Here is a 19,101-nt window from a genome sequence, read left to right as displayed (position 1 = left end):
CACACATGAGTGATTGAACCCGCGAGCGAACCCGCGAGTCGTGTGGCCCGTCATCAGCGCCTGCCGGAAGCTATGGACACGACTCGGATTCAAACCACGATTCGCAGCGGTGCGCACGAGATCTCGGACCACCGCGACGACATCTTCTTCGCGGCCGTGTCGACCACCCGCATGCCGATGGTCGTCACCGATCCGCATCAGCCCGGCAACCCGATTATCTTCGCGAACCATGCGTTCCTGCGCATGACGGGCTACGAATTGCCCGAGGTGCTCGGCCAGAACTGCCGTTTTCTGCAGGGTCCCGAAACCGATCGCGCGGCTATCGATGAAGTGCGCCGCGCCGTGGCCGAGCGGCGCGAGCTTGCGATCGAAGTCATGAACTACCGGAAGGACGGTACGACGTTCTGGAATGCGCTCTTTCTGTCGCCGATATTCGACGAGGCAGGCGAGCTCGTCTATTTCTTCGGCTCGCAGCTCGACGTGAGCCGCCGTCGCGACGCCGAGGACGCGCTGCACCAGGCGCAGAAGATGGAAGCGCTCGGTCAATTGACGGGCGGCATTGCGCACGATTTCAACAACCTGCTGCAGGTGATGTCCGGTTACGTCGATATGCTGCAGCTCGGCATCGAGCACGATGCCGATCGCGACGGCATGCTGCGCAGTCTCGACAAGATGCGCGGCTCGGTCTCGAAAGCCACGACGCTGACTCAACATCTGCTCGCGTTTGCGCGCAAGCAAAGACTGGTCGGCCGCACGGTGAATCTAAACGCGCTCGCCGAGGGCATGGTCGAGCTGGCGCGGCGCACGCTCGGCGCGGAAATCTCGCTCGCCACCGAGTTCGAAGAAAACCTTGCGAATTGCCGCGTCGATTCGTCGCAACTCGAAGTCGCGCTGCTCAATGTGCTGCTCAATGCACGCGATGCGTTGCACGGGCGTCGCGACGGCGTCGTGACCGTGCGCACGCAGAGCCTCGATCTCGACCGGCCGCAGTTGATCGGCTTCGCGGACCTGCGGCCGGGCCGATACGTGTCGATCTCGATCTCCGATAACGGCAGCGGCATTCCACCCGAAATCGTCGATCGCGTGATGGACCCGTTCTTCACGACGAAGGAAGAGGGCAAAGGCACGGGGCTCGGCCTGTCGATGGTCTATGGCTTCGCGAAGCAGTCGGGCGGCGCGGTGAATCTGTATTCGGAGGTCGGCATCGGTACGACGCTGAGGCTTTATTTCCCCGCCGCGCACGACGCGAAGCTGGCGCGACCGGTCGCGCCGAAGGCGATCGAACAGGCGGGCAACGAGACGATTCTGATTGTCGACGATCGCGTCGAAGTAGCCGAGGTCGCGCAGGCGATGCTGCAACAGATCGGCTACCGCACGCGCGTCGTGCTCGATGCGAAAGAGGCGCTCGTCGCGCTGCAGGACGGCGCGGATTTCGACCTGCTGTTCACCGATCTGATCATGCCCGGCAATATGAACGGCGTGATGCTCGCGCGCGAGGCGCAGCGTCTGCGGCCGAACCTCAAGGTGCTGCTGACGACCGGCTATGCCGATGCATCGATCGAGCGCAAGGATGCGGCGGGCTCCGAGTTCGCGATTATTCACAAGCCGTATCAGCGCGCGGAGCTCGCGCGCAAGGTGCGCGTCGTGCTCAATGGGCCGACGGGCGTTTGATATTGCGGCCGTTCATCCTCTAGCCTTCATGGGCGCGACTGTTTAGCGTTCGAGCCGCTCGCATCACGCGGCGCGCAAGTCGAACCACGCAGTATCAGCCGTGGCGCTGACGTGACGCAGACACGCGCTGCGCTCGCGTCGTTTCGCGCGTCGTGCCGTGCGTCGTTGCGTGCGTCGCGCCGAGCCGCGTGACGCGCGTCGCCAGGCCGCTCGACAAGCTCTCGCAGCAGCGACACCGCCAGTTCCGCCGCTTCGACAGTAGGCACTGCGACGGTTGTCAAAGGCGGCCGCGACTGCTGCGCGAGCTGAATATCGGTGATGCCGACCACCGACAGATCGGTTGGCACATCGCGCCCGAGATCGAATGCGGCATTGATCGAACCGAGCGCAGGCAGATCGTTGGTCGCGAAGACAGCCGTGGCGTGCGGATGCGCGTCGAGCAGCTCGTGCGCGGCCGCATAGCCGCCTTCGATCGTGTCGGGCGCATGCCGCACGCACGTGCGCGGCAGCTTGACGCCCGCGGCCCGCAACGCGTCGACAAAGCCTTCGTAGCGCGCCGCATGAATGCCGGCGCGCTTGCTGCCGACAATCGCAACGATATGCCGATGGCCGAGTTCGAGCAGGTGCTGCGCGGCGAGTTCGCCCGCGCGGCGGAAATCGACGGCGACGCACGGCAGCCCCGGCGGGTCGCGCGGCCGCTCCCACATGCACAGCACGACCGGCGTGCCGCGTGCTTCGGTCTTGTGCAGGTCGGCGAAGTCGAGATTCGCGTTCATTACGAGCACGCCCTCCGACAGCGTGCCGGCAATCTGTTCGAGATATTTGCGGCCAACAAGCGGGTCCTGGTTCGTATTGCAGATGATCACGAAATGCCCGCTTGCGCGCGCCGCACGCTCGACCGCAAGCGCGAACTCCGGATAGAACGGATTGGCGATGCTCGACACCATCAGTGCGATGGTCGGCGCCCGGCCTTCGGCGAGCGCGCGCGCGGCCAGATGCGGGCGATAGCCGAGCGCGGCGACCGCTTCGAGCACGCGCTTGCGCGTGACTTCGCCGACGCGTCCGCGGTTGCGCAGCACGTTCGATACGGTTGCCGAGGTGACGCCGGCGTGGGCCGCGACTTCGCTCAAAGTGGACATGGAGTGGGTAGGACGAAAGGTGCCGCCAGTATGTGGGATGTCTTCTCGGAATTTGCGTTGCGGCCCGGCGCGCGGCAACATTCCCGCACAAACACAATGAGATCGGAGACGAAGCTTCCTGCGAACGGTCGCGCTTGCGATCGTTTTTTGAAGCCCCGCTGATTAAGCGCTTAATCTCCGGCTCCCGCTGATTTAAACATGGAGTGGAGACGAATGGCGAGCATTTCTTTACGCGGCGTACAGAAAGCGTACGGCGATAGCGCGCCGGTGATTCGCAACGTCGATCTGGAGATCGGCGAAAACGAGTTCTGCGTGTTTCTCGGTCCGTCCGGTTGCGGCAAGTCGACGCTGTTGCGCATGATCGCGGGCCTCGAAGACGTGACCAACGGCGACCTGTCGATCGGCGGGCGCATCGTAAACGATATTCCCGCGGCCGAGCGCGGCGTGGCGATGGTGTTCCAGAGCTACGCGCTATTTCCGCATATGAGCGTCTACGAGAACATGGCGTTCGGACTCAAGCTCGCGAAAGTGCCGAAGGGCGAGGTCGACCGCAAGGTGCGCGAAGCCGCGCGGATTCTGCAGCTCGAAGCGTTGCTCGAACGGCGGCCGCGTGCCTTATCCGGCGGCCAGCGGCAGCGCGTGGCGATCGGCCGCGCGATCGTGCGAGAGCCGGGCGTGTTTCTGTTCGACGAGCCGCTGTCGAATCTCGATGCGACCTTGCGCGGCCAGACGCGTATCGAAATCGCAAAGCTGCATCGGCAATTCGCGAAGGCGAGCGTCGTGTACGTGACGCACGATCAGACCGAGGCGATGACGCTGGCCGACCGCATCGTGTTGCTGCATGCAGGCAAGGATACCGAACGCTACGGCAGCATTGCGCAGATCGGCGCGCCGCTCGAGTTGTATCACCGGCCGGCGAGCCGCTTCGTCGCCGGCTTTATCGGCTCGCCGCGCATGAATTTTCTGCCCGCGACGGTGGTCTGCGCCGATGCGCAAGGCGTGAGCGTCGCGCTTGCGCAGACAGGCGAACGCATGCGCATCGAAGCCGACGGCAGCAGCTTGCAGAACGCGCAGCCGGTGACGTTCGGCGTGCGTCCCGAGCATCTCGAACTGATCGATGCGGATGCTCGCCACGCCAACGGCGCACATCATGCGAGCCACGCCGACACCACACTGACACGCAGCGTCCAGCTCGTCGAACATCTCGGCGAGCACAGCTACGTCCATCTCGATCAACCGGGCGGCGACACGCTGATCGCGAAAGTACCGGGCGGCGCGCAGGTTTCGATCGGCGAGCGCGTGACGTTTCGCGCGAACCCGGCCGCGTGCCATCTGTTCACCGAAGACGGCTTTGCGGTGCCCGCACGCGGCGCCGCCGTCGCCCTCAACGCATAAGGAACGAAGCGATGCGCCTCGGAGTTTGCTATTACCCCGAACATTGGCCCGAGTCGATGTGGGAAGACGACGCGCGCCGGATGAAAGCGCTCGGCATCGAGCAGGTGCGGATCGCCGAATTCGCGTGGAGCCGTATCGAACCGGCGCCCGGCGAATACGACTGGGCGTGGCTCGACCGCGCAGTCGACGTGCTCGGCAAGGCCGGCCTGAAGATTGTGATGTGCACGCCGACCGCGACGCCGCCGAAGTGGCTGATCGACCGCCATCCGGACATCCTGCCGGTCGATGCGGACGGCCGGCCGCGTGCGTTCGGCTCGCGCCGTCACTACGATTTTTCGTCGCCGTCGTTTTTCGAAGCCTCGCGAACGATCTGCACGGCCGTGGCCGAACGTTACGGCAGGCACCCGGCGGTCGCATACTGGCAGACCGATAACGAGTACGGCTGCCACAACACCGTGGTCAGCTATTCGCCAGCAGCCATCATGCGTTTCCGCGAGTGGCTCAAGGCGCGCTACCAGACCGTCGATGCATTGAACCGCGCATGGGGCACGGTGTTCTGGAGCATGGAGTACCGCAGCTTCGACGAAATCGACGCGCCGGTCGGCACCGTCACCGAAGCGCATCCGTCGCACCGGCTCGATTACCGGCGGTTCGCATCGGATGAGGTCGCGCGCTACAACCGCATGCAGGTCGACATCATCCGCGCGCATTCGCCGGGCCGGCCCGTCGCACACAACTTCATGCAGTTGTTCACCGAGTTCGATCACTACAAGGTCGCGGCCGATCTCGACGTCGCGACGTGGGACAGCTATCCGCTCGGTGCGCTCGAGCAGATGTGGTTCGCCCCGGAATTGAAGGCGAAATGGCTGCGTACGAGCCATCCGGATTTCGCGTCGTTCAATCACGACGTCTATCGCGGCATGTCGAAGCTGCCGTTCTGGGTGATGGAGCAGCAGCCGGGCCCGGTCAACTGGGCGCCGTGGAATCCGGCGCCGCTGCCGGGCATGGTGCGCCTGTGGAGCTGGGAGGCATTCGCGCATGGCGCGGGCTGCGTGTCGTACTTCAGATGGCGGCAGGCGCCGTTTGCGCAGGAACAGATGCATGCGGGGCTCAACACGCCCGATAACCGGCTCGATGTCGGCGGGCGCGAAGCGGCGCGCGTGGCCGGGGAAATTCGCGCGGTCGCGGCGGCGCATGCCGACGCCGACGCCGCCGTGCGCACGAAGGTTGCGCTCGTCTACGACTACGAAGCGAAGTGGCTGTTCGAGATCCATCCGCAGGGCGCCGACTTCGCTTATCCGCGTTTTGCGTTCGAGTATTACTCGGCGTTGCGCGCGCTCGGTTTCGATGTCGACGTGATTCCGGCAACCGCGCCGCTCGACGGCTATGCGCTGGTCGTCGTGCCACCGCTGCCGGTCGTGCCGGACGACTTCGCCGCGCGCGTCGAAGCGAGCGGCGCGCATGTCGTGTTCGGTCCGCGCAGCGGGTCGAAGACGCGCGACCTGCAGATTCCGCCGCACTTGCCGCCGGGGCCGCTCGCGTCGTTGCTGCCGATGCGCGTGTGGCGCGTCGAATCGCTGCGGCCGAATGCGGGCGAGCGCGTCAGTGTCGACGCGCAGACGGCGGGCGAGGCGCGCCATTGGCGCGATCTGATCGACACAGGCGATGACACGACGCTCGAGATTCGCGCGCGCTTTATGGACGGCCATCCTGCGTACGTGCGCCGCGGCGCCGCGCACTACTTCGCGAGTATTTTCGACGAGCGGCTTACCGGACAGCTATTTGCGCGCATTGCGACCGAAGCGGGTCTCGCGCCGCACGCGCTCGGCGACAGCGTGCGCGTGAGCCGTCGTGGCGCGTTGACCTATGTATTCAACTACGGCGAGCGTACGCACGACATCGGCGACATCGATGGCGTCGCCGCGGCCGACTTCGTGATCGGCGCGCGCGAAGTCGAACCGCAAGGCGTGGCCGCATACCGCACACGTTGAATCGCAGCGATCGATCCAGTAGCAGTGCCACAGAAAGCAAAACCAGGGAGACAGGAATGACCGTAAAAGCACTGAAGGCTCGCGGCACGCGCATCGCGGTTGCGCTCGCGCTTGCTGCCGCGGCGACGTCGGGTGTGTTGACTTTCCCGGCTGCCGCGCACGCCGGCACGATGACGATCAATATCGCGTTCAAGGGCGCAAGCCAGCGAGCCGTCTGGCAGCAGGTACTCGACGAATTCAAAAAGGCGCATCCGAACGTCGACGTGAAGGCATCGTTTATCGATGAGGAAGCCTACAAGGTGCAACTGCCGGGCTGGCTGACGACGGTCGCGCCGGACGTCGTGAACTGGCACAACGGCGAGCGCATGGCGTACTACGCGCGGCGCGGTCTGCTCGAAGACCTGAGCGGCGACTGGCAGAAGAACGGTTGGGACGGCATGTACGCGTCGACGAAGGAAGCGTCGACTGTCGAAGGCAAGCAGTATGCGGCGCCGACCGTCTATTACTCGTGGGGCATGTTCTATCGCAAGGATCTGTTCCAGAAGGCCGGCATCGCGGGCGAGCCGAAAACGTGGGACCAGTTGCTCGATGCATGCCGCAAGCTGAAGGCGGCCGGCATCACGCCGTTTGCGGTCGGCGGCCGCGATGCATGGACGCTCGCCGGCTGGTTCGATTACCTGGGCCTGCGCATCAACGGCAATGCGTTCCATCAGAAGCTGATGGCCGGCGACGTTCCGTACACGGACCCGCGCGTGAAGAAGGTCTACACGACGTGGAAGCAGCTGCTCGACGAGCACGACTTTATCGACAACTCGCTGTCGTACGATCTCGACGCCGCGCAGCCGTTCCTGTTCCAGGGCAAGGCTGCGATGATGCTGATGGGCACGTTCATCACCGGCGGCTTTCCGGCGAACGTGAAGCCCTCGATGGGCTACTTCCAGTTTCCGATTATAGATGCGAACGTGCCGACCGCCGAGGACGGTCCGGTCGAATCGCTGCATATCCCGTCGCGCGCGAAGAACAAGGCCGACGCGCACGCGTTCCTTGCCTTTGTCGAAACGCCGGAGATCGGCGCGCAGCTCGCGAAGGGGCTCGGGTCGCTGTCGGCGAACAGCAAGTCGCCGGAACCCGACGATCCGATCTCGAAGATCGGCTTTCAGATTCTCGCGAATACGAAGGGCGGTATCGCGCAGTTCTACGATCGCGATATGACGAAGGAAATGGCCGATGAAGGGATGAAGGGCATGCAGCAGTTCGTGTCCGATCCGACGAAGCTCGATGCGATTCTGGCGCAACTCGAACAGGCGCGTAAGCGGATCTACAAGAAGTGAGGCGGTTCGGCGTTCGGTGAGCCGTACGAGCGTAGTTGCCGGCTTATCGCTGCGGACTCGCGCACTTGCCGCTTGCCGGCGGTTTTACCCGGTTTCTCCACCGCGAAGGTTGCCCGCGCTGTTGCGCGGGCTTTTTTTCGACCGTTCCTTCGACCGCTCGTAGCGTGCTCATTCGACTTTCTGTCCGGCAGGCGGCGGCGCGACATCGTTGCGCCAGCCGGCAAGCGGTGCGCCATAGCCGCCTGCTTCCGCATTGTTCGGCAGGCCGTTGGCGAGCTGGGCGCGCGGGTCGGTCGGGTTCAGGTCGAGTTCGCCTGCCTGGCGGTTGCCGTGCGTCGGATACTCGCTGCCAAGCGGTGCGTTCGGCATCAGCTTCGTGCTGTTTTGCGGCGCATGGACGTCGTCGTAGACGGACAGCCCTTGTGCGTTCGCAAAGCCGGCAACGCCTGCCAAAGCGAGCGCGGCGAGTGCGGCGGCAAGATGCAGCGTAGCAGTGGACTTGTGCACGATCAGCTCCTTATCAGATGAAAACCGGGCGCGCGCCGCATCGAACGCGCGGCGCGCACGTCGTTCTACTATTGGCGATCGCGGCGAGGACTGCAATGCGCACGCTGCAGTTATGAGCTTTGTCGGGCAATTGCAGGGACGTTCGCGTTCCGGGCGCTGCCTCGCCGTGTCCGTATTACCGCGTCGCGCCGCCTTCTATTGCAATGGCGCGCTTTTTACCGGGCCTTGTTCGCAGCCGCGATGACGGTATAGTGCGCAAGATCGTCAATCGTCCTCTGTTTCCATTCGCCGGCGGATCATGAATGCATCGTCAACGGCGCCGGACCCGGGCGCCGCGCTGCGCGTCTTCGACGCGGTCAAGGCGCTCGCCTTTATCGGCGACCTCAGCATGGGCCAGCCCACCGACCACTCGCTGCGCACCGCGTGGCTCGCCGCGCAATTCGCGCGTGCGGCCGGCGCGGACGACGCCGTGCACGGCGCGGTCATCGAAGCGTCGCTGTTGCGCTGGTCCGGCTGCACCGCGAACGCGTCGGGTTTTGCCGACCTGCTCGGCGACGACGTCGGCGGCCGCGAAGCGATGCTCGAGAACCGGCCCGACTGGGCGCAGCCGCTCGCCGCGCAAGGCGGCGTCAGCGCCGCCTTGACGCCGCTCGCGCAGATTCATTGCGAAGTCTCGGGCGAAGTCGCGCGCATGCTCGGCCTTGCGGCCGGCACCCAGGCTGCGTTGCGGCACATCTTCGAAGCGTGGGATGGCTGCGGCCTGCCCGACAAACTCGCGGGCGAGGCGGTGCCGGTTGCCGTGTATCTGATCGCGCTGGCCGGCGACCTCGAAATCTTCGCGCGCGTCTATGGCGTCGAACAGGCGCTGCAGCTGATCGCGCAGCGCGCGAATGCACGCTATCCGGCCGCGCTTGCGGCTCTTGGCGACGCGCATGGCCGGCAATGGCTCGGCATGCTCGACGCGCTCGAGCCCGCCCGAATCGACGACGCGCTCGCGACGCCGCATATGTCCGATATGACGACGGCCGAGCTGATCGCCGACGTCATCGATCTGAAGCTGCCGTGGATGACGGGCTACTCGCGCGCCGTCGCGCAGACGGCCGCCCAATGCTGCGCGCAGCTGAGCACGGATCCGCTTGCGCAGCAGCGCGTCTATCGCGCGGGCCTGCTGCACGGCATCGGCCGCGCGGCGGTACCGAATGCGCTGTGGGATACGCCGGGCAGGTTGCCGGCGTCCGCATGGGAGCGCGTGCGTCTCGTGCCGTACTGGACCGCGCGCGCGGGCAGGCAGACCGGCGCACTGGCCGACGCCGCGGAGCTCGCGTCGTATGCATACGAGCGCGGCGATGGCTCCGGTTATTTTCGCGGCCTCGCGCGCGATGCGCTGCCGCTCGAAGCACGCGTGCTCGCAGTATCGGTCGCGTGGGTCGCGCTGCGCGCGGCGCGGCCGTGGCGCGCCGCCTATGGCGTCGACGAAGCGGCGAAGCTGCTGCGCGAAGATGCGGCAGGCGGCCGGTTCGATCCGCAGGTGGTCGAGGTGCTGCTTGCGTGCGAGTGCGGAGCGGACGCGCCGCGCGCCGCGGCAAGCGCCCAACAGCGCCGCGCAGCGTCCGCGGCGGCGCGGCTGTCCGCGCGCGAGACCGATGTGCTGCGCTCGATCAGCCGCGGCGCGAGCAACAAGGAAGTGGCGCGCGAACTCGATCTGAGCCCGAGCACCGTGCGCACGCACGTCGAAAGCGTGTTTCGCAAGCTCGAGTGTTCGACGCGGGCGGCCGCTACGCTCAAGGCGTCGGCGCTGGGGCTGCTGTAGGCTTGCCGGCCATGTCCGGATGCGTGGTGTCGCGCGCTGCGATCGTATCGATCGAATGCCGGACCGCATGAAGAATTTCGTCGGCGAGTTCGGGCCGCGCCTTGATCACCGCGCGCGACGCCGAAATCGCGCCGATCATCGCGACCGTCATCGTCACCGCGTGCTCGCGCCGGGTCGCATCGGCCTCTTCCGCGCCAAGCTTCGAGGCGAACACGCTAACCATCTGCTCGAAGCCTTCGGCAAACCGCTCACTGACCGACACGTCCTGCCGTCCGATCTCGCTGACCGAGGCAGCCATCGCGCAGCCGTCCGCGATGTCGTCGCGCTTTTGCTCCGACAGATACCCATCGAGCAGTTCGCCGAGTTCGGGCAGGCGCCCGTCGCGCGGCGCCGTCAGGCGCCGATGCCCACGTTCGAGCCCGAACGCGAGCGCCTCGGCGGCGAGCGCATCCTTCGAGGGAAAGTGCGCATATAAGGCGCCGTGCGTGAGACCGGCGGCCTTGCCGATTTCGGCGACGCCGACGCCGTCGATGCCGCGCTCGCGCATCAGCCGCGCGGCTGTCTCGATAAGCTTGGCGCGATTCTGCGCCGCCTGTTCCTTGCTGACTTTCATGGCGAACTCCCAACCTGCCTCGACCCGACCGCTGCACGGCCGGGCCGGGTCTCGTGACGACGTGCAATTTTATAATTGCACATGCAATTATAAGCGCTTCGATTTCCGGCGAAAACTCAACAATTCCATTGCATCCGCGCGCGACCGTGTGCCGCGAGGTGATCGTCAATTTACTGGCGATCGCTTCGCTTGCGACGACACCGATGACGGCCACGTATAACCGGGCGAAGGTAGCCGCATCGCCACCGTTTCCTTTCATTTCCCTTTTGTGCTTGCCCGCTGAACACAGTGTTCTTCCCAAGTCGTTTGATCTTAATCATTGCGATCAGTATTATTACGTTTATGGTTGCGACTGCAATGAATAAGGCGCTGAGCCATCCGGTTCAGCGTGGACGAACGGTTCCTCAGGAGAACATCATGCGTTTCCAGAACAAGATGGCCCTCGTAACGGGCGGCAACAGCGGTATCGGCTTTGCGACGGCGAAGATGCTGATCGAGCAGGGCGCGCGCGTCGCGATCACCGGACGCGACGCGAACAAGCTCGCTCAGGCGCTGTCGGAACTCGGCCCGAACGCGATCGGCATCGACGCCGACCTCAACGACGCGAGCGCGCTCGAGCGCGTCGTCAACCGGGTGAAGGACGCATTCGGATCGCTCGATGTCGTGTTCGCCAATGCCGGCGTGGGCGGCGCGACGCCGCTCGGCAGCACCACGGCCGAGGCTTTCGAGGCAATCACGCGCACCAACCTGACGTCGGTGTTCCTCACCGTGCAGGCCGCGCTGCCGCTGATGCGCGAAGGCGGCGCGATCGTGCTCAACGGCTCGGTGATGCGCAGCGAGGGCATCGCGGGCTCGGCCGCTTACTCGGCATCGAAGGCCGGCGTGACGGGAATGGCGAAGGTTTTCGCCTCGGAACTGGCGCCGCGCGGGATTCGCGTGAATACGGTCATTCCGGGTGCGACGCGTACGCCGATCTGGACGCGCGGCGCGCGTGCCGGTCAGACGCTCGACGATACGGAAAAGGCCATCGCACCGCGCATCCCGATCGGCCGTCTCGCCGATCCCGAAGAAACGGCGCGCGCGGTGCTGTTCCTCGCATCGGACGACTCGGTGGGCATGACGGCAATGGAGATCGTCGTCGATGGCGGGCTGACGGGCGCACCGAGCGGCGCGCCGTTGTTCCGCGCGCCGCAATGAGAAAGCCGTGACCGGCGATAAAGACGCTGATCGATGCTGAACCGCGCTACGCGAGCCCGGCGGCTACGCGAGCCCGACACAGACCGCGGCCACGATCGACCCGATCACGAGCACCGCGCCGAGCGTGCGCCGCGTATTCAGCTGGGTCCCATACTTGTGCGAAATGTTTCTGGCGGTTACGGTTTTATGCAGCCGACCGGTGTTCGACGCGAGCCGGCGCTTTTAAAGCGCCGGCCCGTACGCGCGGCACACATCGGCGAAGCCGGACCTTTTACCGAACGCCGAGCCGGTAGACGGCCGTGTGCCGATACCGTTCGCCGGGCCGCAATACGGTTTGCGCGGCGACCTCGTCCATATTGATCTGGTTCGGGTAGCCGCCGGTTTCGAGGCACAGCCCCGCGTGCTTGCGCAACGGTTGCTTGCCGCGCCCGACCACGCCTTCCAGATAATTGCCCGAATAGAACTGCAAGCCGTTCGCGTCGGTTGCGACGGTGAGTTCGCGGCCGCTGCCCGGGTCGTACAGCACCGCGACACGGCGCACCGCGCCGGGCGCATTCGATTCCCCCGTGGCGCCCGACGCGCTGCGCAGCAGATAGCAATGGTCGAAGCCTTTGCCGCGCACAAGTTGCGAATGCGGCCAGTCGAGGCGCGCGCCGATCGGCGCGCTCGTGCGGAAGTCGAATGCATTGCCGGCCACGCTTGCGCGCGCAAGCGGAATCAGCGTGTCGTCGACTTCCCAGAATTCGTCCGCGTCGATTTCGATCATATGGCCGCGGATGTCGGACGATCCGCCGGACAGGTTGAAATAGGCGTGATTCGTCAGATTGACCGGCGTCGGCGCATCGGTAATGGCGTCGTAGTCGATCGTCAGCGCGCCGTTGTCGTCGAGCGCGTAGCGCACGCTTGCTTCGAGCGTGCCCGGAAAGCCCGCGTCGCCTTCCGGCGATTCGTGCGTGAAAACGAGCGCGCCGTCCACTTCGCGCGCGTTCCACAGCGCGCGATGGAAGCCGGTTGCGCCGCCGTGCAGCAGGTTATCGCCCTGATTGCGGTCGAGCTGATACGTGACGCCGTCGAGCGCAAAGCGCGCCTGCGCGATGCGGTTCGCCCAGCGGCCGATCGTGCCGCCGAAGTACGACGTGTTCGCGAGATATTCGGCCGGCGTGTCGTGGCCGAGCACGACATCGGCGACCCGGCCCGCGCGGTCGGCCGCGTGCCACGACACGAGCGTCGCACCGAGGTCGCTGATCGCCACGCGCATGCCATGCGCGTTGCGCAGCGTGAAGAGACGGACCGCATCGCCGCCGGGCAGCGTGCCCCAGCGTTCGACGGTGACGTGCGTGCGAGGAGCGCGATCGGTGCTGCGCGAGTCTGCAAGGTTCATGGATGAAAAATCGAAGTGCTGTGTTCAGCCGGGTTGCGATGCCTGCGTGGCGTGCAGACGCTCATGGTACTCGCGCGGGGTACAGCCGAGTTCGCGGCGAAACACCGCGTACATGTACTGCAACGACGTAAAGCCGCAGCGGATCGCGACTTCGGTGCTCGAAATATCGGACTGCGCAAGCAACCGCTTCGCGACTTCGAGCTTGTGGTTGAGAATCTCCTGATGCACGGTGCAGCCGAGTTCGCGGCGAAAGTGTTCTTCGAGCGACGAACGCGACACTCCGACATAATCGGCGACCTGCTCGGTCTTGATGCCCTGGCAGCCGTACTGCCGGATGTAATGGCGCGCGCGCATCACATACGGGCTCGATACCGGCTGATGCCGCGTCGATTCGAGCACATTGATGCCGACCGGCGGCACGAGAATGCGCCGCCCGGCGAAGCGCGCGCCGCCCAGCATCTGATGCAGCAGGTGCGCAGCCGTGCGGCCCATTTCCTCGGTTCCCTGAATGACCGACGACAACGGAATGCGCGTCAGCGAGCGCGTCAACGGGTCGTTGTCGATGCCGATGATCGCGACTTCCTCGGGCACCGCGATGCCGGAGATCAGGCACACCTGCAACAGCTGACGCGCGCGCGCATCGGTCACCGCGATAATGCCGACGGGCTTCGGCAGAGCTTGCAGCCATGCGGCCAATTGTTCGCTTGCCTGATTCCATACGGGCGCGCTTGTCGGCAGACCGCGGTGCACGTCGCCGGTCAGGCCATCGGCTTCGAGCAGCGCATTGAAGGCGAACTCGCGCTCCTGCGCCCAACGGTTCGTCGGCGATTCGGGCAGGCTGTATAGCGCGAAGCGCTGCAATCCCGCGCCGATCAGATGCGTATAGGCAAGCGAGACGAGCTTGCGGTTATCGGTGGCGATATACGGCAGATTCTCTGGATAGCGCGACGCCTCTTCGTACGATGAACCGACCGCGACCACGGGCAGCGGGCAATCGGAGAGCGCTTCGCACACGGCGGGATCGTCGAAGTCCGCGATGATGCCGTCGCCCTCGAAGTGTTCGATGCCGTTTAAACGCGCGCGAAAGTCTTCTTCGAGAAACAGGTCCCATGCCACGCGCGTCGACAGCAGATACTTGCCGATGCCGGTGATGATCTCGCGGTCATAGACCTTGTTCGCGTTGAAGAGCAGCGCGATTCGATGCGTACGTTGAGCGGGTTGCTGGCGTGTCATCGTTCCAGTTAGGCAGCATGCATCGAAGGATGCGATGCCGTCGTCTCCATATGCGGCAAAACCCTTAAGGGCAAACGCGGTTCACCATGTGGGCAAGCGGTTTTGCACGCTGTCGGTATTAAGTGTTCCGCTTATTCTAGGCGGTGCAAGCTTGCTGCCGCCATACGATTTTAACGGGCGGCAAGAATCGCTAGTCGCGCTGGCGGATTTCGCAATTGCCGGTTCGAAGCGCAAGCTGGCAGCATGGCGTCACTCATGCAAACGTGCGGTGCGGGTCGTCTGTGCCCTTGCGATGAAACGCGCACTCACGACATCAATCAAGGAGACGCGCATGTCGTATTTCGAACACCTGCCGGCCGTGCGCTATGAAGGCCCGCAGTCGACCAACCCGTTTGCGTACCGCTATTACGATCGCGACAGGCTCGTGCTCGGCAAGCGCATGGAAGATCATCTGCGCCTCGCCGTCTGCTACTGGCATACGTTCGGCTGGGCCGGCACCGACATGTTCGGCCCGGGCACCTTCGAGCGCCCGTGGCACGGCGCGGGCGAGCCGATGGCGCGTGCGCGTCTGAAGGCCGATTGCGCATTCGAACTGTTCTCGAAGCTCAACGCGCCGTTCTATACGTTTCACGATAACGACGTCGCCCCCGAAGGCGACAGCATTCATCAGTACGTGAGCAACTTCCGGTCGATCGTCGACTACCTTGCGCGCAAGCAGGAAGAGACGGGCGTGAAGCTGCTGTGGGGCACGGCGAACCTGTTCTCGCATCCGCGCTACGCGGCCGGCGCCGCAACGAATCCGAACCCCGAGGTTTTCGCATTCGCCGCGACGCAGGTGTTCGAAGCGCTCGAAGCGACGCAGCGCCTCGGCGGTTCGAACTACGTGCTGTGGGGCGGTCGCGAAGGCTACGAAACGCTGCTCAACACCGACCTCAAGCGCGAGCGCGAGCAACTGGGCCGCTTTATGAGCATGGTGGTCGAGCACAAGCACAAGAAGGGCTTCAAGGGCACCTTGCTGATCGAACCGAAGCCGCAGGAACCGACCAAGCACCAGTACGACTACGATGTCGCGACCGTGCACGGGTTCCTCACGCAATTCGGCTTGCAGGATGAAATTCGCGTGAATATCGAAGCGAACCACGCGACGCTCGCGGGCCACTCGTTCCATCACGAGATCGCAAATGCGTTTGCGCTCGGCGTGTTCGGCAGTATCGATGCGAATCGCGGCGATCCGCAGAACGGCTGGGATACCGATCAGTTCCCGAACAGCGTCGAAGAACTGACGCTCGCCTTCTACGAGATTCTGCGCAACGGCGGCTTCACGACGGGCGGCATGAACTTCGATGCGAAGGTGCGCCGTCAAAGCATCGATCCCGACGACCTGTTCTACGGTCATATCGGCGCGATCGATACGCTTGCGATTGCGCTCGAACGCGCGGCACGCCTCGTCGAAAACGACCAGCTCGCGGCGTTCAAGGAAAAGCGTTATGCAGCGTGGGACAGCGAATTAGGCCGCAAGATCCTGTCGGGCGATGTCACGCTCGAAGCGCTGGCCAACGATGCGGTCGCACGCGGCATCGCGCCGCGCCATGTGAGCGGTCGCCAGGAGTACCTCGAAAACATCGTGACGCAAGCGCTTTACAGCCCCGCGAAATAACGCGAGGCAAGCGTCGCGCGCCGTTAAAAAACGTCAAGCGCGCCGGGCGATTTCGCAATTGCCCGGCGGGCCCGCGCAGCCCACGCTGTCGGGCGGATAAATCCAGCATCAACACAATCGACGACCGCGAACACGAATTCGCGGCGCATCCGTACGATTTCGCCGGCCTCTTCACCTCTCTCGCACTTTGAAAGCGCCGGTAGCCAACCAGAAAAAAGGAGTGAGACATGAAATCTGCCATGCGTCGTACCGTCCTGAATTCGCTCGTCTGCGCCGCGATGTTTGCCGGCCTGACATCGATTGCACCGCTTGCGCACGCGAGCAAGGACAAACCCGAAATCGGCTTCTGTATCGACGATCTGCGCGTCGAGCGCTGGTCGCGCGATCGCGATTATTTCGTTGAGGCCGCAACGAAACTGGGCGCGAAAGTGTCGGTGCAGTCGGCCGATGCGAGCGAATCGCGCCAGATTTCGCAAATCGAGAACCTGATCTCGCGCGGCGTCGACGTGATCGTGATCGTGCCATTCAACTCGAAGACGCTCGGCAATGTGATCGCCGAAGCGCACAAGGCCGGCATCAAGGTCGTGTCCTACGACCGCCTGATTCTCGATGCCGACGTCGACGGCTATATCTCGTTCGACAACGAGAAAGTCGGCGAATTGCAGGCGCAAGGCGTCTTCAACGCGCAGCCGAAGGGCAACTACTTCCTGCTCGGCGGCGCACCGACCGACAACAACGCGAAAATGCTGCGCGAAGGGCAATTGAAGGTGTTGAAGCCCGCCATCGACCGCGGCGACATCAAGGTGGTCGGCCAGCAGTGGGTGCCCGAGTGGAGCGCCGCAACCGCGCTGCGCATCACCGAAGACGCGTTGACCGCGAACAACAACAGGATCGATGCCATCGTCGCCTCGAACGACGGCACCGCGGGCGGTGCGATCCAGGCGCTTGCCGCGCAGCATCTCGCGGGCAAGGTGCCGGTGTCGGGTCAGGATGCGGACCTCGCGGCCGTGAAGCGCGTGATCGCCGGCACGCAGACGATGACCGTCTACAAGCCGCTCAAGCTGATCGCAAGCCAGGCCGCGCAGCTGGCGGTCGATCTCGCGAAGGGCACGAAGCCCGCGTTCAACGCGAAGTACGACAACGGCAAGAAGCAGGTCGACACGGTGCTGTTGCAGCCGACGCTGCTCACGAAGAGCAATGCCGACATCGTGATCAAGGACGGCTTCTATACGCAGGCCCAGCTCGCCGGCAATTGACGCAACACGCGCGCGTGCCCGGTACCCCGCACCACCTGCGGCACGACCGGGGCACGCGCGCGCCCTCGATCCATCCAGGATGAAACGCATGGAACAAGCGCGCATGGCATCAGCGCTTCTCGAACTGCGCGGCATCGCCAAATCGTTTGCCGGCGTACGGGCGCTCGACGGCATCGATCTGACTGTGGCACCCGGCGAATGCGTCGGCCTGTGCGGCGAAAACGGCGCGGGCAAATCGACGCTGATGAAGATCGTGTCGGGCGTCTATCCGTACGGCGACTGGTCCGGCGAGATGCTGTGGGAAGGCAAGCCGCTGCACGCGCAAAACATTCGCGACACCGAGCGCGCCGGCATCGTGATCATTCACCAGGAACTGATGCTCGTGCCGCAGCTGTCGGTGGCCGAGAATATTTTCCTCGGCAACGAAATCACGCTGCCCGGCGGCCGCATGAATTACGCGGCGATGTATCAGCGCGCCGACGCGCTGCTGCGCGAGCTCAACATCGAAGGCATCAACGTCGCGCAGCCCGTGATGAACTACGGCGGCGGCCACCAGCAGCTGATCGAAATCGCGAAGGCGCTGAACAAGCGCGCGAAGCTGCTGATTCTCGATGAGCCGTCTTCGTCGCTCACGGCAGCCGAAACGAAGATCCTGCTCAATATCGTGCGCGACCTGAAGAAGCGCGGCGTCGCGTGCGTCTATATCTCGCACAAGCTCGACGAGGTCGAGGCCGTATGCGACACGATCACCGTGATTCGCGACGGCAAGCATGTCGCGACCCGGCCGATGGCGCAGCTCGACACCGACCGCATCATCGCGATGATGGTCGGGCGCGAGATCACGAATCTGTTTCCGCGCGAGCCGCACGATATCGGCGAGGTGATTTTCGAAGCGCGCAACGTGACGTGTTTCGACGTGACGAACGCGAGCCGCAAACGCGTCGACGATGTGTCGTTCACGTTGCGCAAAGGCGAGATTCTCGGCGTCGCGGGTCTCGTCGGCGCGGGCCGCACCGAGCTGATGCAGGCGATTTTCGGCGCGTATGCGGGCGCGAGCCACGCCGAGGTTTCGCTGCACGGCAAGCGTTTGAAGATCGGCGCCCCGGCCGACGCAATCCGCGCCGGCATCGCGATGGTGCCCGAGGACCGCAAGCGGCACGGCATCGTGCCGCAGCTCGGCGTCGGCCACAACATCACGCTTGCGGTGCTGTCGCGCTTTGCGAAAGGCGGGCGCATCGACAGCGCATCGGAACTCGACGCGATCCACACCGAAATGAAGCGCCTGTCGGTGCGCGCCGCGTCGCCGATGCTGTCGATCGCGAGTCTTTCGGGCGGCAACCAGCAGAAGGCCGTGCTCACGCGCATGCTGCTCACCGATCCGCAGGTGCTGATTCTCGATGAGCCGACGCGCGGCGTCGACGTCGGCGCCAAATACGAAATCTACAAGCTCATGTTCGCGCTCGCGCGGCGCGGCGTGTCGATCGTCGTCGTGTCGTCGGAGTTGCCCGAAGTGCTCGGCGTGAGCGACCGCGTGCTCGTGATCGGCGAAGGGTGCCTGCGCGGCGACTTCGTCAACGACGGCCTGACGCAGGAGCATATCCTGACCGCTGCGCTCAGCGCCGAACGCCATGACCCTACCCAACTTGCGAGCGTCGCATGACACCTGAAATCGGTTCTGTCGAAAACCGCGCGCCCGAGCGCGCATCGGTCGCATCGGGCCAGCGCGTCAAGCAGCTGTTCGCGCGCTACAAACTGCTCGCGCTGCTGCTGGCGGTCGCGGTGATCTGGACGTTCTTTTCGTTCCTGACCGACGGCGCGTTCGTCACGCCGCGCAATCTGTCGAACCTGAAGTCGGATCGTAGCCATGTCGTTCTGTGAGCCAAGGAGTTGGTAGAATGTTTTGTCTTCCTAAGACCGATT

The 19,101-nt window shown here is 64.5% G+C and carries 14 protein-coding genes and 1 pseudogene; 10 read left to right on the top strand and 5 right to left on the bottom strand.

Translation table 11 applies throughout. The features are described 5' to 3' along the window. Window positions 1-72 precede the first annotated feature (72 nt). Complete coding sequence (locus QYH69_RS28040; protein WP_308834978.1) at window positions 73-1,671, top strand: histidine kinase famiy protein; 1,599 nt, start codon at window positions 73-75, stop codon at window positions 1,669-1,671. A 26-nt stretch (window positions 1,672-1,697) separates the two neighbouring features. Here QYH69_RS28040 and QYH69_RS28035 read toward each other — a convergent pair whose 3' ends face one another. Then, window positions 1,698-2,810 (bottom strand): LacI family DNA-binding transcriptional regulator, encoded by a 1,113-nt coding sequence (locus QYH69_RS28035; protein ID WP_308834977.1) that lies wholly within the window; start codon window positions 2,808-2,810, stop codon window positions 1,698-1,700. A gap of 213 nt (window positions 2,811-3,023) precedes the next feature. On the opposite strand from QYH69_RS28035, the gene QYH69_RS28030 reads away from it, so the two are divergent. The 3 genes from QYH69_RS28030 to QYH69_RS28020 are packed head-to-tail and all read left to right on the top strand — an operon-like array spanning window position 3,024 to window position 7,527. Continuing rightward, entirely contained in the window at window positions 3,024-4,205 is a 1,182-nt protein-coding gene (locus QYH69_RS28030) for a sn-glycerol-3-phosphate ABC transporter ATP-binding protein UgpC (RefSeq protein ID WP_308834976.1), read from the top strand. 11 nt (window positions 4,206-4,216) lie between these two features. Next, complete coding sequence (locus QYH69_RS28025) at window positions 4,217-6,196, top strand: beta-galactosidase (RefSeq protein ID WP_308834975.1); 1,980 nt, start codon at window positions 4,217-4,219, stop codon at window positions 6,194-6,196. 56 nt (window positions 6,197-6,252) lie between these two features. Continuing rightward, window positions 6,253-7,527 carry an extracellular solute-binding protein gene (locus QYH69_RS28020; RefSeq protein ID WP_308834974.1) on the top strand — a complete coding sequence of 425 codons (1,275 nt, stop codon included), beginning with the start codon at window positions 6,253-6,255 and terminating at the stop codon, window positions 7,525-7,527. Window positions 7,528-7,695: 168 nt separating this feature from the next. Here the strand turns inward: QYH69_RS28020 and QYH69_RS28015 are convergent, their stop codons facing one another. Then, on the bottom strand, window positions 7,696-8,034 hold the full coding sequence (locus tag QYH69_RS28015; protein WP_374992513.1) for a hypothetical protein: 339 nt from the start codon (window positions 8,032-8,034) through the stop codon (window positions 7,696-7,698). 298 nt (window positions 8,035-8,332) lie between these two features. On the opposite strand from QYH69_RS28015, the gene QYH69_RS28010 reads away from it, so the two are divergent. Next, the gene (locus QYH69_RS28010) at window positions 8,333-9,844 is read left to right on the top strand and encodes an HD domain-containing phosphohydrolase (RefSeq protein ID WP_308834973.1); all 1,512 of its coding nucleotides are present in this window, start codon (window positions 8,333-8,335) and stop codon (window positions 9,842-9,844) included. Here the strand turns inward: QYH69_RS28010 and QYH69_RS28005 are convergent. Beyond that, entirely contained in the window at window positions 9,816-10,457 is a 642-nt protein-coding gene (locus QYH69_RS28005) for a TetR/AcrR family transcriptional regulator (RefSeq protein WP_308834972.1), read from the bottom strand. The two genes, QYH69_RS28010 and QYH69_RS28005, sit on opposite strands and share 29 nt — an antisense overlap. A gap of 417 nt (window positions 10,458-10,874) precedes the next feature. On the opposite strand from QYH69_RS28005, the gene QYH69_RS28000 reads away from it, so the two are divergent. Next, window positions 10,875-11,654 (top strand): SDR family oxidoreductase, encoded by a 780-nt coding sequence (locus QYH69_RS28000; RefSeq protein ID WP_308834971.1) that lies wholly within the window; start codon window positions 10,875-10,877, stop codon window positions 11,652-11,654. Between the two features lie 271 nt (window positions 11,655-11,925). Here the strand turns inward: QYH69_RS28000 and QYH69_RS27995 are convergent, their stop codons facing one another. Then, window positions 11,926-13,035 carry an aldose epimerase family protein gene (locus QYH69_RS27995; protein WP_308834970.1) on the bottom strand — a complete coding sequence of 370 codons (1,110 nt, stop codon included), beginning with the start codon at window positions 13,033-13,035 and terminating at the stop codon, window positions 11,926-11,928. Between the two features lie 24 nt (window positions 13,036-13,059). Beyond that, on the bottom strand, window positions 13,060-14,268 hold the full coding sequence (locus QYH69_RS27990) for a DNA-binding transcriptional regulator (protein WP_308834969.1): 1,209 nt from the start codon (window positions 14,266-14,268) through the stop codon (window positions 13,060-13,062). 331 nt (window positions 14,269-14,599) lie between these two features. Here QYH69_RS27990 and xylA point away from each other — a divergent pair, with 331 nt between their 5' ends. The 4 genes and pseudogenes from xylA to QYH69_RS27970 form a co-directional block, all read left to right on the top strand. Further along, window positions 14,600-15,925 carry a xylose isomerase gene (gene xylA, locus QYH69_RS27985; protein WP_308834968.1) on the top strand — a complete coding sequence of 442 codons (1,326 nt, stop codon included), beginning with the start codon at window positions 14,600-14,602 and terminating at the stop codon, window positions 15,923-15,925. 227 nt (window positions 15,926-16,152) lie between these two features. Continuing rightward, the gene (xylF, locus tag QYH69_RS27980) at window positions 16,153-17,181 is read left to right on the top strand and encodes a D-xylose ABC transporter substrate-binding protein (protein ID WP_308834967.1); all 1,029 of its coding nucleotides are present in this window, start codon (window positions 16,153-16,155) and stop codon (window positions 17,179-17,181) included. Window positions 17,182-17,284: 103 nt separating this feature from the next. After that, window positions 17,285-18,841 carry a D-xylose ABC transporter ATP-binding protein gene (gene xylG, locus QYH69_RS27975; RefSeq protein ID WP_308834966.1) on the top strand — a complete coding sequence of 519 codons (1,557 nt, stop codon included), beginning with the start codon at window positions 17,285-17,287 and terminating at the stop codon, window positions 18,839-18,841. Continuing rightward, window positions 18,838-19,029 (top strand): annotated as a pseudogene (locus QYH69_RS27970) (sugar ABC transporter permease); the annotation flags it as partial. The gene xylG and the pseudogene QYH69_RS27970, both read left to right, overlap by 4 nt. Window positions 19,030-19,101: the final 72 nt, after the last annotated feature.

It is taken from the genome of Paraburkholderia sp. SARCC-3016, from assembly GCF_031119615.1.
In the GTDB taxonomy this organism is placed as follows: Bacteria; Pseudomonadota; Gammaproteobacteria; order Burkholderiales; family Burkholderiaceae; genus Paraburkholderia.
Note: the sequence above shows the minus strand (reverse complement) of the source record. Positions and strands in the feature narration are given on the sequence as shown.